Below are 14,238 nucleotides of genomic sequence, written 5' to 3'. Positions count from 1 at the left end.
CCCCCAATAACTGTCGACGAAGAAAGTCAGGACCGAGGGTATGAAAGACCACAAGCCTCTGGGAGTGGGGATCTTGGGCGCAGGCCCGGTCACCCAGGCGATTCACCTACCGACTCTCAAGCGACTTCCTCAGTTCGATGTCGTCCACGTTATGGACATCGACGCCGATGTGGCGAACGCGGTGGCGGCGCGGGCAGATGCTGAAGCCTCGACCACCGCCACCGATGTGATGGGTGATCCGAGAGTCGAGGTTGTTGCGATCTGCAGCCCGCCCGCATTCCATGCCGCACAGGTTCTCGCGGCGATCGATGCGGGCAAACGCGGCATCCTCTGCGAGAAGCCCTTCGCTACTTCTCGCGAGGAGGCAATGGAGTTGGCTGACGTCGCGCAGCGCAACGGAGTGCCGATCGTCGTCGGTGCAATGCACACGTATGACCCTGCATGGGACGCGGTGTCTGCGCAATGGGACAGGCTCGGGTCTGCAGCGCACAGCATTCGCTCCTCGATCGTATTACCGATGAACTCCCGTTTCGAGGACTGGGCCACGGAGATCCACCACCGTGCGGCGCCTTCAGCCTCAGGCAGCCTCATGGGCTCTTCCGCGCGCTCTGCAATGCTTCACGCAGGGATCATGGGGCTCGCCATCCACAACCTTCCTCTTCTGCGCCGCTTCATGCCCACCGTGGACGAGGTCATGCTTGCTGAGCTCTTCACGCCGTTTGGCTATCACGTCACTCTCCGCTCTGGGGAGCAGTTCGCTGACCTCTTCGCCTACATGCATCACCAATGGAGGCCCGACTGGACCCTTGACGTCTGGGGAGACACGTCGGAGCTCCACCTCGAATTCCCGCCAAGCTACGTGCATGCGGGCAGCGCGGTCGCAAGCCTGCGCACAGCAAACTCGCTTGAAACTTTCGGGCCCTATGACAGCAACGGCTACGAGGCCGAATGGGGGCATCTTGCCGCGCTCATTGAGCACGGAGGACGCCAGAACCCCGCAGAGTTCACAGCCGCAATCGACGATCTCACCTTTGCGATCGACATTGCAGACCGGGCCGCGGCGATGGTTTTGGCAGGGAGCGCAGCATGAGCAAGCCGGTCTTTGTGCCCGCAGAGCTGAGACAACGATTCGTCCCGGTGATCGCGAGTCTTCCTGTGACATTTTCCATGACTGAGGTCATCGCGGGCTCGATCCACCTCGTTGACGGCGGTGCCCCAGACTGGCCAGACCGCGTTCATCAGGCTGATGCAAGCGGGGCGATCGGCGTCGTGCTCCTCGATCCTGCACCGGCCCTCGGAACAGAGGAGATGTCGGTCGCGACCCCTGTGGTCGTCGCCCAAGAGTGGCGCGCCAACCCCGTCTGGGCTGAGATCGGACCGTGGCAGAACGAGTTTGAGCTTGCGGACACGATTCAACTCCACGGCGTCCTCGGTCGCAATTCCCGACGTTCGCTCGATGCGGCCATTCTGGATGCGTTGAGTCTCGTTGCTTCGCTTCTGGGCGAGGTCACAGTCCATGCCTCAGGTCGAAGCAACACCGCTGCGTGGCTCGAAGTTGACCTCAGTGGTATGCCCGTTCACATCGACATCGTCGCATCCCCCTTCGCCGAAGGCGGTCTGCGATTCGAGGCGTATGCGCCCAAGCTGCAGCACCTCGTCGAGCTTGCTTCGGATGCGACGGCAGCACCCGCGCGCACGTTACGCATCGACGGCGAAGGGGCAGCCAGCTTGCCGACCATCTACGAGAACGCCCCCCGGGCAAGCCTGCGGCGCATCGCTCGAGTCGTTGACGGTGTGTGCCGCAGCGACGACCTCGCGCGGCTCAATGTGGCGATCACCCAGCTCAACCAGTTGAAGGAGACCTCCAGTGACCAGTGACGACCGCAAACAGGCATACAGTCCGACGATGGAGCATCCGAGTCTTTCCGTGCAGCTTTACACGCTGCGCGAGGCGGTCCAGGAGGATCTGGGAGGAACGCTGGCTCGGCTCTCGCGAATCGGTTTCGAGCAGGTCGAGCCCTATGGCTTCCCGGATCTCGAGGGTCTGGGCGAGTCTCTGACATCCGCTGGCCTGGTCGCGCCGACGGGGCACGCTCACTATCTGGGAGAAGACGACACCGAGTTGCACAGGGTCTTCGCCTCTGCGAAGGCCCTCAACATCGGTCTCGCCATCGACCCTTATGTCGTGGCCGAGCGCTGGGTTTCCGAGGCGGACATCAGGGAGACTGCAGAGCAACTCAATGCGGCGGCGGCTGTCGCTGCCGAGTACGGTGTCGAGGTCGGCTACCACAACCACGCCCATGAGCTCGAGACCCAGATCGATGGGCGTACAGCATTCGAGTTCTTCGCCGATCTTCTCAATCCCGAGGTTCGCCTAGAGGTTGACACATACTGGGTCACCGTCGGAGGTCACGACCCCATCGAGATTCTTGCCCGACTGGGCGATCGTGTCGCCGCGATCCACGTGAAGGATGGCCCCGCAACCAAGGAGACCAAAGATCAGGTGGCGGTCGGACAGGGATCCCTGCCGGTCAGAGACATCCTCGCGGCGGCACCCCAGGCGTTGAGGGTGATCGAACTCGACGACTCCCGCGGTGATCGCTTCGCCGCGGTTGCTGACAGTTACGCATGGCTCGTGAACGAGGGGCTCGTGTGAGCAAGATGATCGCGGCAGGGTTCGTCGGTGGTGGCTTCATGGGGGAGGTGCACACGCGGGCGGCTCGAGCGGCGCGGGCGCGGCTCTCGGGCATTGTTTCGTCTTCTCCGTCGCGCGGGCAGATTGCTGCCGAACGACTCGGAGTGGAGCACTCATTCGCCACACTCGAAGAGATGCTCGCCGATCCGAGCATCGATGTGATCCACGTCCTCACTCCCAATGCGCTCCACGCAGAACAGGCTCTCGCGGTGATCGCCGCCGGGAAGCATGTCATCTGTGAGAAGCCTCTGGCGGTGAGTTCCGTCGAGGCGGATCAGCTGGTCGCAGCCGCTCGGGAGGCCGGCGTGACGGCGACCGTACCGTTCGTCTACCGCTTTCATCCCATGGTGCGGGAGGCTCGTGCCCGAGTTCAGGCGGGCGACACGGGGCGGCTCTTCACCATCAATGGGAGCTATCTTCAGGACTGGCTGCTCGATCAGGCGGACCACAACTGGCGGGTCGATGCTGCGACCGGTGGGGCGTCACGTGCTTTCGCTGACATCGGCTCGCACCTCGTGGACCTCATCGAATTCGTCACAGGAGAACGCATCACTCGCGTCGCGGCGAGCCTGCGCACCTTCTTCGACACGAGGGTGGGGTCGTCGCATGTCGGAACCGAGGATGCTGATGCTGTCGTATTCGAGACGAGTGGCGGTGCAATAGGCACGCTTCTCGTCTCACAGGTTGCTGCGGGCCGAAAGAATGCGCTCCGTCTCGACATCTCGGGCAGCCGCGAGAGTCTGAGTTTCGATCAAGAGCATCCGGATTCCCTGTGGGTCGGCCGGAGGAAAGCAAGCCTCACCGTGCCGCGCGACCCCGCGCATTTGCATCCCGATGCGGCGCGCTTGTCGGTCGTTCCCGGGGGGCATCCGCAGGGTTACCAAGAGGCCTTCGCCGCATTCATCGGCGACAGCTACGCGAGCATTGCCGGGGAGGCCCGAGATGGTCTTCCCCGTTTTGAAGACGGGCTCCGGGCTGTGCGCATCACCGAAGCTGTCATCCAAGCCTCCACATCAGGGCAGTGGGTAGAGATAGAAGAGGTCCCCAATGAGTGAGTCGACACACCCCGTAACGCTGTTCACCGGCCAGTGGGCCGATCTGCCGTTCGAGGAGGTCGCCCGGCTGGCCGCCGGGTGGGGCTATGACGGTCTCGAGATCGCCGCCTCGGGCGACCATCTCGATCTGAAGCGGGCCGACGAGGATGATGTCTACCTGCGGTCGCGCCTCGACATCCTCGACCGCCACGGCCTGAAGGTGTTCGCGATCTCGAACCACCTCACAGGCCAGGCCGTCTGCGATGACCCGATCGACTTCAGGCATCAGGCGATCGTGCGCGACTACACCTGGGGCGATGGCGACGCTGAGGGGGTGCGGATGCGCGCAGCCGAAGACATGAAGCGTTCGGCACGTGTCGCCCGCAAGCTGGGCGTCGATGTCGTCGTCGGCTTCACCGGCTCGAAGATCTGGCCGTATGTGGCGCAGTTTCCGCCGGTGCCGGCATCCGTCATCGATTCCGGCTATGAGGACTTCGCGACGCGTTGGAACCCCATCCTCGACGTCTTCGATGCGGAGGGCGTGCGCTTCGCCCATGAGGTGCATCCGAGCGAGATCGCCTACGACTACTGGACGAGCGTCCGCACGCTCGAGGCGATCGAGCACCGGGAGGCGTTCGGTTTCAACTGGGACCCGTCGCACATGATGTGGCAGAACGTCGACCCTGTCGGCTTCATCGTCGACTTCGCCGATCGCATCTATCATGTCGACTGCAAGGACACGCGGATGCGCCCGGCCAACGGTCGCGCCGGCGTGCTCGGCTCGCATCAGCCGTGGGGCGACCCGCGTCGCGGCTGGGACTTCGTCTCGACAGGCCACGGCGACGTGCCCTGGGAGGATGCGTTCCGGGCGCTCGAGTCGATCGGCTACGCGGGCCCCATCTCGGTCGAGTGGGAGGACGCGGGCATGGACCGGCTGCACGGCGCGAAGGAGGCGCTGGGCTTCATCCGCTCGCTGCTCTGGGATCAGCCGACGCAGTCCTTCGACGCAGCCTTCAGTACGCAGTAGCGCCGGGCCCACGCACGGGCGGCCCCCAGCCCCTTCATAGCCTTCTCATAGTTTGGCGCGGATGATGGAGGCATGACGGACGACGCCAGCACAGCATCCGAGCGCCTGCGCCACATCGACGGCTCACCGGTGCGCGCCGTCGTCGTCGACGATGAGGTGACCCTCTCCGAGCTGATCAGCATGGCGCTGCGCTATGAGGGTTGGGATGTTCGCACCGCAGCCGACGGCCAGTCGGCGCTGCGCACGGTGCGCGAGTTCGACCCCGACGCCGTCGTACTCGACATCATGCTGCCCGACATCGACGGCATGCAGGTTCTGAAGCGGATGCGCGCCGACGGTCAGGATGTTCCGGTGCTGTTCCTGACGGCGAAGGATGCGCTCGATGACCGCATCGCGGGGCTCACCGCGGGCGGCGACGACTATGTGACGAAGCCGTTCAGCCTGGAGGAGGTCATCGCCCGGCTGCGCGGGCTCATCCGGCGCTCCTCTCTGCTCATGTCTGAGGCATCCGACCCGATCCTGCGCGTCGGCGAGCTCAGCCTCGACGAGCAGAGCTACGAGGTGCACCGCGGCGACCGCCTCATCGAGCTGACCGCGACCGAGTTCGAGCTGCTGCGCTTTCTCATGCGCAACCCGCGCCGGGTGATGAGCAAGCTGCAGATCCTCGACCGTGTGTGGAGCTACGATTTCGGCGGCCGCTCCAGCATCGTCGAGATCTACATCTCGTATCTGCGCAAGAAGATCGACGCCGGCGCGGAGCCGATGATCCACACGGTGCGCGGTGTCGGCTACATGATCAAGGCGCCACACTCATGACACAGCCGTCGGTCACACACTGGGACAGCCCGAGGGCGGATGCCGAGCCGCCCCGGCGACGCCGGTGGACGCTCCGCAGCAGGCTCGTGCTGGGCATCGTCGCGCTCCTCGCCGCGGCGAGCATCGTCGTCGGTCTGGTCAGCGTGGTCGCCCTGCGCGGCTTTCTCATGGACCGACTCGATGACCAGCTGCTGGCGGCGACGGGGCGCACGCAGCCGACATCCGAGGAGCTCCCGCCGGGAGGCGCGCTCGGCTATCCGTCGCGCCCGAGCTTCGGGGTACAGGGGCCGGGCACGATGGTCGCCCTCACGAGCGGCGATGTCGCGCGCGCCGGGGTCCTGACCTCCGATGGCACCCTCGATCTGCTCGATGATGCGCACGCGGCGGTGCTCATCGGCATCACGGAGGGCGACGGTCCGGTGACGGTCGACCTCGGCGGCGAGCTGGGTGAATATCGCGTGGTCGCGCGCGAGCTGGCGCCGGGCATCCTGCAGGTCACGGGTCTGTCGCAGTCGGAGGTCAACGGCACCGTCGCCCAGCTGCTGCTGGTGATCGGGGTCGTCGCGCTGGTGGCGCTCGCGGCGGCTGCGGCGGCCGGGCTCGTCGTGGTGCGGCTCGCCCTGCGCCCGCTCGACCGCGTGGCTGCGACGGCCGCGCAGGTCTCCGAGCTGCCGCTCGACCGCGGCGAGGTGGCACTGGCGGTGCGCGTCTCCGACGATGACGCCGACCCGTCGACGGAGGTCGGCCGGGTGGGGGCCGCAATCAATCGGATGCTCGGCCACGTCGCATCCGCGCTGGCCGCCAGGCAGGCGAGCGAGAACAAGGTGCGCCGTTTCGTCGCCGACGCCAGCCATGAGTTGCGCACGCCGCTCGCCTCCATCCGTGGTTACGCGGAGCTCACCCGCCGTGGCGGCTACGAGCTGCCGGATGATGTCGTGCGGTCGATCGGGCGCGTCGAGTCTGAGGCGGTGCGCATGACGTCGCTCGTCGAGGATCTGCTTCTGCTGGCCCGCCTCGATGAGGGCCGCGATCTGGAGCGTGCTCCTCTCGAACTCGTCGGCCTGCTGGCGGATGCCGTCGGTGACGCGCATGCGGCGGGCCCCGATCATGAGTGGTCGCTGGAGGCGCCCGAGGGGCCCGTGATCGTGAACGGTGACGTGAACCGCCTGCATCAGGTGGTCGCCAATCTGCTCGCGAACGCTCGGGTGCACACGCCGGAGGGCACGGCCGTCGTTGTCGAGCTGTCGGAGCGGGCGGATGGCGTCGACATCGTCGTGCGCGACGACGGCCCCGGCATCCCCGAGAAGCTGCTGCCGGAACTGTTCGAGCGCTTCGTCCGCGGCGACAGCTCGCGGTCGCGCGTGGCCGGCAGCACGGGTCTGGGCCTCGCGATCGTGCGTGCCGTCGTCGAGGGTCACGGCGGCACCGTGTCGGTGGCGAGCGAGCCGGGGCGCACCGAGTTCCGGGTGACCCTGCCGCGCTGAATCCTGCCCTGCCCGGCTGAAAGCCGCAGGGCCGGGTGCCGGATTCCCTCGGAATTCGCCCGGCGCGAGACCCGCTGTGCGCCGTGCCGCAGCGCAGCGGATGCGACGTGCGAAGATGGGCGAACCCGACGCTTTCGAAGGACCCGACGTGAGAATGGCGTACCCCCGCGGGCCAGTGCTTGCTGCCCTCCTGCTCGCCCTCTGCCTCATCGGCACGCCTGCGGGCGCGGCTGTCGCATCCGTGTCGTCTCCCGTGCAATTGCCTCTTCCGGATGCCCATGATGCGGTGATTCTGCAGGCGGCGGATGATGCAGCCGCACCTGAGGAGCGGTTGCCGGATGCCGTGGCCGAGTACTTCGCCTCGGGTCTCGTGCCGCGTCTGACCGAGCTGTATGCGCCCGGCGCCGACGCGGCATCCGGGATCGCCTTCGACGAGACGACGGAGGTGGGAGCGGTGACTCGCCTGCGGGCGTGGACGGCCCCGTTTCTTGAGGGAACGGTCACGCTGAGCCCTGTTCGACTCGTCAACGACTGGGTGGCGCCCGTCTCGGTCGCGGGTGTGCCGGTCGGGCTGGCGACCGTGTGGATCAACCCGGGGTTATCTGCGCCCGAGCTGGCGGACTTCATGCCGGAGCCGGCGCTCGTCGAGGCGGTCGCCGCAGCGCCGGAGGGTTCGCTGCTCGTGCGTGATGCGGCGCGTGGCGCGTGGTTCGCCCTCGCCGACGGCGTGCTCGTGCCGCTCGTCGCGGGCCACTCGGGCGTGGAGAAGTCGATGGCGCTCACCGCAGCCCAGGCGATCATCGTGCAGGATGAGCGGCGGTCGGCCGCTGCGCCCGACACCGGCGGCTCGCAGGGTGTGCTCGTGGCGGCGCTGGTGCTCGGCATCGTCATCCTGCTGCTTGTGGGCTTCGTGCTGCTCCCGGTGCGCCGGCGGGTTCCGGATGCCGAGGCCAGCTGAGCATTGCGGATGCCGCATTTGCGCGGTGGGCCGGCTTGCGCATACGATGGACGGAGCCAAAGACCGCTGGTTGTCGTCGTGCATGAAAATGGATGACGATCGAAGAGTTGCTTTCGAGCAACATCCCGCGCAGGTGTGTGAAGTCTGATTCCGACTCTGTCGGTCCTCCAGCTCCGTGCGCTTGCGCCGGAGCTTTTTTCATTCCTGCGGTTCCGGCACAACGCACTAACGAAATTGAGGAGCCACATGGCGAACAAGGAAGCTTCGGTCGCCGAGCTTACGGAGCTGTTCCGTAACTCGACCGCCGTACTGCTCACCGAGTACCGCGGCCTCACGGTGTCCCAGCTGGGCCAGCTGCGGACGAGCATCCGTGAGGACGCGTCTTACGCCGTGGTGAAGAACACTCTGACCAAGATCGCGGCCAACGAGGCAGGGATCGCGTCGTTCGACGACGAGCTCGCTGGCCCGTCCGCGATCGCCTTCGTACACGGTGACCCTGTCGCCGTTGCCAAGGGTCTGCGTGACTTCGCCAAGGCAAACCCTCTGCTGGTCATCAAGGGGGGTTACTTCGACGGTAACCCGCTGACCGCCGCAGAGGTCATCAAGCTGGCCGAGCTCGAGTCGCGGGAGGTGCTGCTGGGCAAGCTGGCTGGCGCTTTCAAGGCTTCGCTGTTCGGTGCCGCCTACATGTTCAACGCGCCGCTCGCGCAGGCGGTTCGCACCGTCGACGCACTGCGCGACAAGCAGGAGTCCGCAAGCTAAGACCCTCCCGGGTCGTGCTGTGCGGTGTTGATAGTCAGAAATAAGGAGAAAACAATGGCAAAGCTTTCCAGCGACGAGCTGATCGAGGCGTTCAAGGAGCTCACGCTCATCGAGCTCAGCGAGTTCGTCAAGAAGTTCGAAGAGGTCTTCGAGGTCACTGCGGCCGCTCCGGTCGCGGTTGCCGCTGCCGGTGCCGCTGGTGGCGCCGCTGCCGCAGAAGAGGTCGAGGAGAAGGACTCGTTCGACGTCGTTCTCGAGTCTGCCGGTGAGAAGAAGATCCAGGTCATCAAGGAGGTGCGCGCCCTCACCAGCCTTGGTCTGGGTGAGGCGAAGGCTGTCGTTGACGGCGCCCCCGCCAACGTCCTCGAGGGCGTCAACAAGGAGACCGCCGAGAAGGCGAAGGCTCAGCTCGAAGAGGCCGGCGCAACCGTCACCCTCAAGTAGTCGACGCCCCTCAGGGGCACGCTACGCACAGAACGCCCCCGGCTTCGGCCGGGGGCGTTCTTTTGTGTGTGCGATGAATCGTGTACAGACAGAGGTCGGTGGCCACCTCGGGTAGGTGGCCACCGACTGGTACTGCTGCAGGGGGCGGATCGGGGTTCGCCATCTGCGGGGCGGTGTCGCGGAGCGGGTTTCACCTGTCGGGTGGCGGTCGACGGATCGGGGGAGTCCATCGGCCGAACCAGGTGAAGCATCTGCGCGCCCGGGTGGCGCCGTGGGGTTCGGGTGGCGCCGGGGTGAACGCGGAGCATGGGCCGAGGACTCAGCGCATGCTCCGCGCTCCTGCCGTCTGTCGTCGCGATGACCGGGATCAGGGTCGGCCGTCGCGACGCCTGCTACTGGGTGGCCCGACGGCGGAGGCGTCCCAGGACTGTGGCACCTCCTGCCAGGAGGAGCGCGGCCGCGAACACGCCGAGCGCGAGAAACTCGCTCGGGCCGGTCATGGCCAGGGTCGGAAGGGAGAGCGAGCTTGCGGCCAGTGCCGGGCAGGCCAGCGTGATCGCGACATCGGCGGTCGCTGCGAGCTGACGCCCGGGCTCGACCAGCAGCTGCGCGGTGTACGGCTTCTGGGTTTCGAGACCGGCGAACGTCAGGGTCGTACCTGTCGTGCCGGAGACGGCCTGCTCGGAGACACCGGCGATGGTGTTGCCGGATGCGTCGACGAGCGTCACGAAGTAGTCCTTCGTCGCGTCGAGCTCGGCAGTGGTCACCGTGATGGCACCCTTGCCGGGCGTGGTCACATCACATTCACCCGCGGCTGCGGTGATCGTCGGCGGGGCGAGTGTGGGCAGGCCCGGGGCGGGCGGTGTGACCGGGGGAACCGGTGCGGCAGGGGTGCAGTCCGCGATGGTGGCCGTGCCGGTGCGGGCGATCTCGACTCCGGGAGCCGCCGCCGTGGTCGCACTCACCTCGTAGCCGCCGGGGGCGAGGCCACGGAAGGCGGCTTCGAGCTCGGCTCCCGTGGAGGTGTGTGACTGCGTCTGCACGGCCACTCCTGCGGACCACAGCGTGAACACGTACTCGGTGCCGGCGGTGAGGCCGTCGAGCGTCATCACGATGCCACCGGATGCGACGCCCGAGGCGAAGACGCAGGGCTCGATCGCGATGCTCGCTGCGAGCACGGCGGGCGGGGGCGGCGTGACCGGCGGTGCCGGCGGTGCCGGAGGCGTCACAGGAGGCGTCACCGGGGGCTGGCAGTTGCCGGGGAAGTCGGCGGGCGAGATCGACGCCGAACGCGAGCGGTCGGTGACGTTGCTCTTGGCCCAGTAGCCGGTCACGGCGAGCGTCTTGCTCGTCGGGGCGGTGAGCCTCTCCGTTGCCGTGAAGGTCTGGCCCTTGCCGATCGTCGTGCCGACGGCGACGAGATCGGGCTGCGACGAGGCGATGATCTTCTCGCTCTTGTCGCGCTCCGAGTTCGTCACCGTCCAGGTGGCGATCCAGGCGTCGTCGACGCAGTCGACCGTCACCCTGACCGTGTTGTGGTGGGCGGATGCGGCGCCCGCGGGGGAGAGCACCGCCAGTCCGGCTGCTGCGAGAAGGGTTGCGAATGTGAGCGCGAGGGCACGCCGAAGTCGCATGAATTCGGGTTTCATGGTCATCCTGTTCCGGGGTATAGCAGCCCAGAACGCTGCACTTCGGGTGCGCAGTGAACGGGGGTAGGGCTGTGCCTATACTGTGACACCCATTTGGGGGTCCGCGCGGGGTGACTGGGGGTTAACCGGGGGTGATTTCGAGCCGCAGTCCGAGCTCCTGAACGCGGAGGAGGGCCTCCTTGCGGTTGCTCGCCTCGAGCTTGCGGTAGATGCTGCGCACATGGGTCTTGACGGTGTTCGTCGAGATGAACAGCTCGGCCGCGATCTGGCTCACCGTCTTGTCGAGGGCGAGATGATGCGTGATGACGAGCTCCCGCTCGCTCAGCGGATCATTCATGCTCATGTCGATGTCGTCATCGCCGCGCAACTCCTCGAGGATGGCGTGCACGGATGCCGGCTGGTTGCGGTCGAAGGCGCGTCCGAGCATCCGGCGCAGCGATCCCTGCGGGAGTGAGATGAACGGCGAACGCATGCCGGTCGCGCCCGCGAGGTGCAGTGCGCGGTCGAAGGCGATGTGGCCCTGCGTGGCGCTGCCGAGGTCGTAGCGGGCGGCCGCGGTGAGCAGCAGGGTGTCGAGAAGCGTGCGCACCGAGTGGCCGTCGCCCAGCTCATCGCAGGAGGCGAGTGCCTCGAGCGCCCCGGCGGGGTCGCCCTGGCGGAGGCGCACGCCGGCGATGTGGCGGGCCGTGCACTGCTCGTGGTTGGCGCCGGGATCGACCGATTTTGCGGCATCCAGAGCAGCCTCGAGATCGCCGAGCTGGAGCAGCACGGTCGCGCGCAGCCCCGCACAGTGCGAACGCACGACGACGTCGCCCTGCCAGGTGCGGGCCGCCTCGAGGGCGCGGCGGGCCAGCTCGAGAGCCTCGATGCCGCGACCGTTGACGGAGGAGATCGCGGCCTGCGCGTAGCGGGCGAAGGCCTGCCACTCGGGCAGGCGGCCGATCACGCCGAGCGCCGGATTGAGTGCCACGGCGTCGGCGAGGCGAAGCCTGCGCACCGCGATCATGGCCTCGGCGATCACCGCGGGCGCGCCGAAGTGGCTCTGCATGAGCCCGTCGTCGCCTGCGGTGCGGTGCGCGAGCATCGACTCCTCCTCGCTGCGCGCGTACTCGCCCGAGACGGCGGCGATGAGCGCGAGCGCGGAGCGGCACTCGACGAGTTCCGCCGCACCGAGTTCGCTCTCGAGGTCGGTTGCGAGCACGAGGAGAGCGGATGCGTCGTCGTAGCGACCGCGGTGCAGGAGCACCATTCCCTTCTGGGCGGCGGCGCGGGCCTGCAGCGTGATGTGCATCGAGGGGATCAGCGCGCGATGCTCGGCGAGCAGGGCCTCGGCCTCGTCGATGGCGGATGCGGCGTCGTCGAGTCGACCGAGTGCGCGCAGCGTGGCGGCGCGATGCAGCAGGATGCCCGGGAGCTGTGCAGGGGCATCTCGCCGTGCCATGCGCTCGGCGGAGTCGAACCACGGCAGCGCTGCCGAGCGGTTCTGTGAGCCGGAGGTGCCGTAGCTGGCGCCGAGGGCCGCGAGGATGGCCGGGTCATCCGCCCATTCCCGCTCGGGAATACGCGTGATGAGTGCGCGCACGGCATCGCCCTGCAGCTCGGCCAGCAGCGGCCAGTGGCGCTCAAGCATCCGCAGCGCTGTGGGGTAATCCTGCGCCTGGGCTCGGTCGTCTATCGATTGCAGCACGAATGTGCCGCTGTCAATGCTCTTGTACACGGGTATCCTCGTGCCATATCGGGTTGGCCGAGCGCACAGGAAAGCGCGCACTCAGACATATGGCTGGTGGCTTGCAAGATTAGCCGAGAACATCTCACGCGTCTACCCCGAACAGGGGCCAATTGTGACCGTAAGCGCTTGCATGGGCTGACGGAGTTGCCGTAGCTTGACATTGTGGATCGCCGACGGAGCATCTGCCCTGCCGGACGGCCTCAACGAGGAGGAATCATGAATTTGCACTTGCATCGGAGAGTCACAGCTCCTATCGCAGTCTTCGCCGTGGCGGGCCTCGCGCTCGCCGGATGCAGTGGCGATGCCGGCGGCGGCAGCGGACCGGGCGACTTCGGCGAGGCCGACGGCGTCGTCACCGTCTACGGCACGATCGCCGACACCGAGGCCGATCTTCTCAACGAGTCCTGGGCGGACTGGGAGAAGGAGAACGGCATCGACATCCAGTACGAATCGAGCAAGGAGTTCGAGGCCCAGATCGGCGTTCGCGCACAGGGTGGGAGCGCTCCCGACCTCGCGATCTTCCCGCAGCCCGGCCTCTTGGGAGACCTGGCCAGCCGTGGCTACATCCAGCCCGCGCCCGAGGGCGTCGCAGCGAACGTGGAGAAGTACTGGTCGGAGGACTGGGCGGGCTACGGCACGGTCGACGGCACGCTCTACGGTGCACCGCTGATGGCCAGCATCAAGGGCTTCATCTGGTACTCGCCGTCGCAGTTCGCCGAGAACGGCTGGGAGGTCCCGACCACCTGGCAGGGGCTCGTCGACCTCACCGATCAGGCCGCGACCGACCTCGGCGGCCCGCCGTGGTGTGTCGGCTTCGGCTCTGACGCCGCGACCGGATGGCCCGGAACCGACTGGGTCGAGGACCTCGTCCTCCGGCAGTCGGGCCCGGATGTCTACGACCAGTGGGTGAGCCACGACGTCAAGTTCACCGACCCGCAGATCAAGGAGGCGTTCGACGCCGTCGGATCGATCATCCTCGACCCGAAGTACGTCAACGCGGGCCTCGGCGACGTGGCATCGATCAACTCCACGCCGTTCGGCGACGCCGCCCGTGTGCTGGGCGACGGATCGTGCGCCCTGCACCACCAGGCGTCGTTCTTCGACGGCTTCATCCAGGATCCGGGCAACGGCAACGCCACTGTCGGCCCCGACGCTGACATCTGGGCGTTCATCATGCCGTCGATCGACGGCAAGGGCAACGCGGTCACGGGTGGCGGCGAGATCGTCGGAGCCTTCTCCAACGACGCCGACACCGTCAAGGTGCAGGAGTACCTCTCGAGCCCCGAGTGGGCGAACAGCCGGGTCAGCCTGGGCGGCGTGATCAGCGCCAACAACGGCCTCGACCCGGCGAGCGCGTCGAGCCCGATCCTCCAGGAGGCGATCAAGATCCTGCAGGATCCCGACACGACGTTCCGCTTCGACGCATCCGACCTCATGCCGGGCGCGGTCGGATCGGCGGCGTTCTTCGAGGGAATGCGCAACTGGGTCAACGGCACGTCGACGGATGACGTTCTGTCGTTCATCGACAACGCCTGGCCGTCTGACTGACGGTCAGCGCCGAGGCGTGAGCACGGTGGGGCCGGAGGCGCAAACCTCCGGCCCTGCCGGACTCACCCCCGCTCACCCCTGTCTCACCCGCG

The 14,238-nt window shown here is 67.0% G+C and carries 13 protein-coding genes; 11 read left to right on the top strand and 2 right to left on the bottom strand.

Going from position 1 to position 14,238, the window contains the following annotated elements:
• Positions 1-40 precede the first annotated feature (40 nt).
• From FB562_RS09635 to rplL, 10 genes are all read left to right on the top strand, one after another.
• Complete coding sequence (locus FB562_RS09635; protein WP_246081418.1) at positions 41-1,090, top strand: Gfo/Idh/MocA family protein; 1,050 nt, start codon at positions 41-43, stop codon at positions 1,088-1,090.
• Complete coding sequence (locus tag FB562_RS09630) at positions 1,087-1,878, top strand: hypothetical protein (RefSeq protein WP_141880910.1); 792 nt, start codon at positions 1,087-1,089, stop codon at positions 1,876-1,878. The genes FB562_RS09635 and FB562_RS09630 overlap by 4 nt, the downstream gene beginning before the upstream one ends.
• A 28-nt stretch (positions 1,879-1,906) precedes the next feature.
• Positions 1,907-2,656: a sugar phosphate isomerase/epimerase family protein gene (locus FB562_RS09625; protein WP_185740531.1), complete on the top strand. Its 750-nt coding sequence runs from the start codon at positions 1,907-1,909 to the stop codon at positions 2,654-2,656.
• Between the two features lie 5 nt (positions 2,657-2,661).
• Positions 2,662-3,750, top strand: coding sequence for a Gfo/Idh/MocA family protein (locus tag FB562_RS09620; RefSeq protein WP_246081452.1), 1,089 nt, complete (start codon positions 2,662-2,664; stop codon positions 3,748-3,750).
• Positions 3,743-4,756, top strand: a complete 1,014-nt coding sequence (locus FB562_RS09615; RefSeq protein ID WP_141880908.1) for a sugar phosphate isomerase/epimerase family protein — start codon at positions 3,743-3,745, stop codon at positions 4,754-4,756. Before FB562_RS09620 ends, FB562_RS09615 begins: the two co-directional genes overlap by 8 nt.
• A gap of 72 nt (positions 4,757-4,828) precedes the next feature.
• Complete coding sequence (locus FB562_RS09610) at positions 4,829-5,572, top strand: response regulator transcription factor (RefSeq protein ID WP_141880907.1); 744 nt, start codon at positions 4,829-4,831, stop codon at positions 5,570-5,572.
• Positions 5,569-7,056 carry a sensor histidine kinase gene (locus FB562_RS09605; protein WP_141880906.1) on the top strand — a complete coding sequence of 496 codons (1,488 nt, stop codon included), beginning with the start codon at positions 5,569-5,571 and terminating at the stop codon, positions 7,054-7,056. The genes FB562_RS09610 and FB562_RS09605 overlap by 4 nt, the downstream gene beginning before the upstream one ends.
• Before the next feature lie 154 nt (positions 7,057-7,210).
• Positions 7,211-8,014 (top strand): hypothetical protein, encoded by an 804-nt coding sequence (locus FB562_RS09600; protein WP_141880905.1) that lies wholly within the window; start codon positions 7,211-7,213, stop codon positions 8,012-8,014.
• Positions 8,015-8,260: 246 nt separating this feature from the next.
• Positions 8,261-8,776, top strand: a complete 516-nt coding sequence (gene rplJ, locus FB562_RS09595) for a 50S ribosomal protein L10 (protein WP_141880904.1) — start codon at positions 8,261-8,263, stop codon at positions 8,774-8,776.
• A gap of 54 nt (positions 8,777-8,830) precedes the next feature.
• Complete coding sequence (rplL, locus tag FB562_RS09590) at positions 8,831-9,220, top strand: 50S ribosomal protein L7/L12 (protein WP_141880903.1); 390 nt, start codon at positions 8,831-8,833, stop codon at positions 9,218-9,220.
• 392 nt (positions 9,221-9,612) lie between these two features.
• Here the strand turns inward: rplL and FB562_RS09585 are convergent, their stop codons facing one another.
• Positions 9,613-10,869, bottom strand: a complete 1,257-nt coding sequence (locus FB562_RS09585; protein ID WP_141880902.1) for a hypothetical protein — start codon at positions 10,867-10,869, stop codon at positions 9,613-9,615.
• 121 nt (positions 10,870-10,990) lie between these two features.
• Positions 10,991-12,586: a helix-turn-helix transcriptional regulator gene (locus FB562_RS09580; protein ID WP_141880901.1), complete on the bottom strand. Its 1,596-nt coding sequence runs from the start codon at positions 12,584-12,586 to the stop codon at positions 10,991-10,993.
• A 228-nt stretch (positions 12,587-12,814) separates the two neighbouring features.
• Between FB562_RS09580 and FB562_RS09575 the strand changes: the two genes are divergently transcribed.
• The gene (locus FB562_RS09575) at positions 12,815-14,146 is read left to right on the top strand and encodes an ABC transporter substrate-binding protein (protein WP_141880900.1); all 1,332 of its coding nucleotides are present in this window, start codon (positions 12,815-12,817) and stop codon (positions 14,144-14,146) included.
• The last annotated feature ends 92 nt before the right edge of the window (positions 14,147-14,238 follow it).

It is taken from the genome of Homoserinimonas aerilata (assembly GCF_006716125.1).
In the GTDB taxonomy this organism is placed as follows: Bacteria; Actinomycetota; Actinomycetes; order Actinomycetales; family Microbacteriaceae; genus Homoserinimonas; species Homoserinimonas aerilata.
This window is presented reverse-complemented; position numbering and strand designations above follow the sequence as displayed.

Bases quoted from the DNA above. Each gene is read 5' to 3' on its own strand.
- FB562_RS09600 (WP_141880905.1), top strand. From the start codon at position 7,211: ATGGCGTACCCCCGCGGGCCAGTGCTTGCTGCCCTCCTGCTCGCCCTC.
- FB562_RS09575 (WP_141880900.1), top strand. From the start codon at position 12,815: ATGAATTTGCACTTGCATCGGAGAGTCACAGCTCCTATCGCAGTCTTC.
- FB562_RS09625 (WP_185740531.1), top strand. From the start codon at position 1,907: ATGGAGCATCCGAGTCTTTCCGTGCAGCTTTACACGCTGCGCGAGGCG.
- FB562_RS09605 (WP_141880906.1), top strand. From the start codon at position 5,569: ATGACACAGCCGTCGGTCACACACTGGGACAGCCCGAGGGCGGATGCC.
- rplL (WP_141880903.1), top strand. From the start codon at position 8,831: ATGGCAAAGCTTTCCAGCGACGAGCTGATCGAGGCGTTCAAGGAGCTC.
- FB562_RS09585 (WP_141880902.1), bottom strand. From the start codon at position 10,869: ATGAAACCCGAATTCATGCGACTTCGGCGTGCCCTCGCGCTCACATTC.
- FB562_RS09635 (WP_246081418.1), top strand. From the start codon at position 41: ATGAAAGACCACAAGCCTCTGGGAGTGGGGATCTTGGGCGCAGGCCCG.
- FB562_RS09620 (WP_246081452.1), top strand. From the start codon at position 2,662: ATGATCGCGGCAGGGTTCGTCGGTGGTGGCTTCATGGGGGAGGTGCAC.
- FB562_RS09615 (WP_141880908.1), top strand. From the start codon at position 3,743: ATGAGTGAGTCGACACACCCCGTAACGCTGTTCACCGGCCAGTGGGCC.
- rplJ (WP_141880904.1), top strand. From the start codon at position 8,261: ATGGCGAACAAGGAAGCTTCGGTCGCCGAGCTTACGGAGCTGTTCCGT.
- FB562_RS09610 (WP_141880907.1), top strand. From the start codon at position 4,829: ATGACGGACGACGCCAGCACAGCATCCGAGCGCCTGCGCCACATCGAC.
- FB562_RS09630 (WP_141880910.1), top strand. From the start codon at position 1,087: ATGAGCAAGCCGGTCTTTGTGCCCGCAGAGCTGAGACAACGATTCGTC.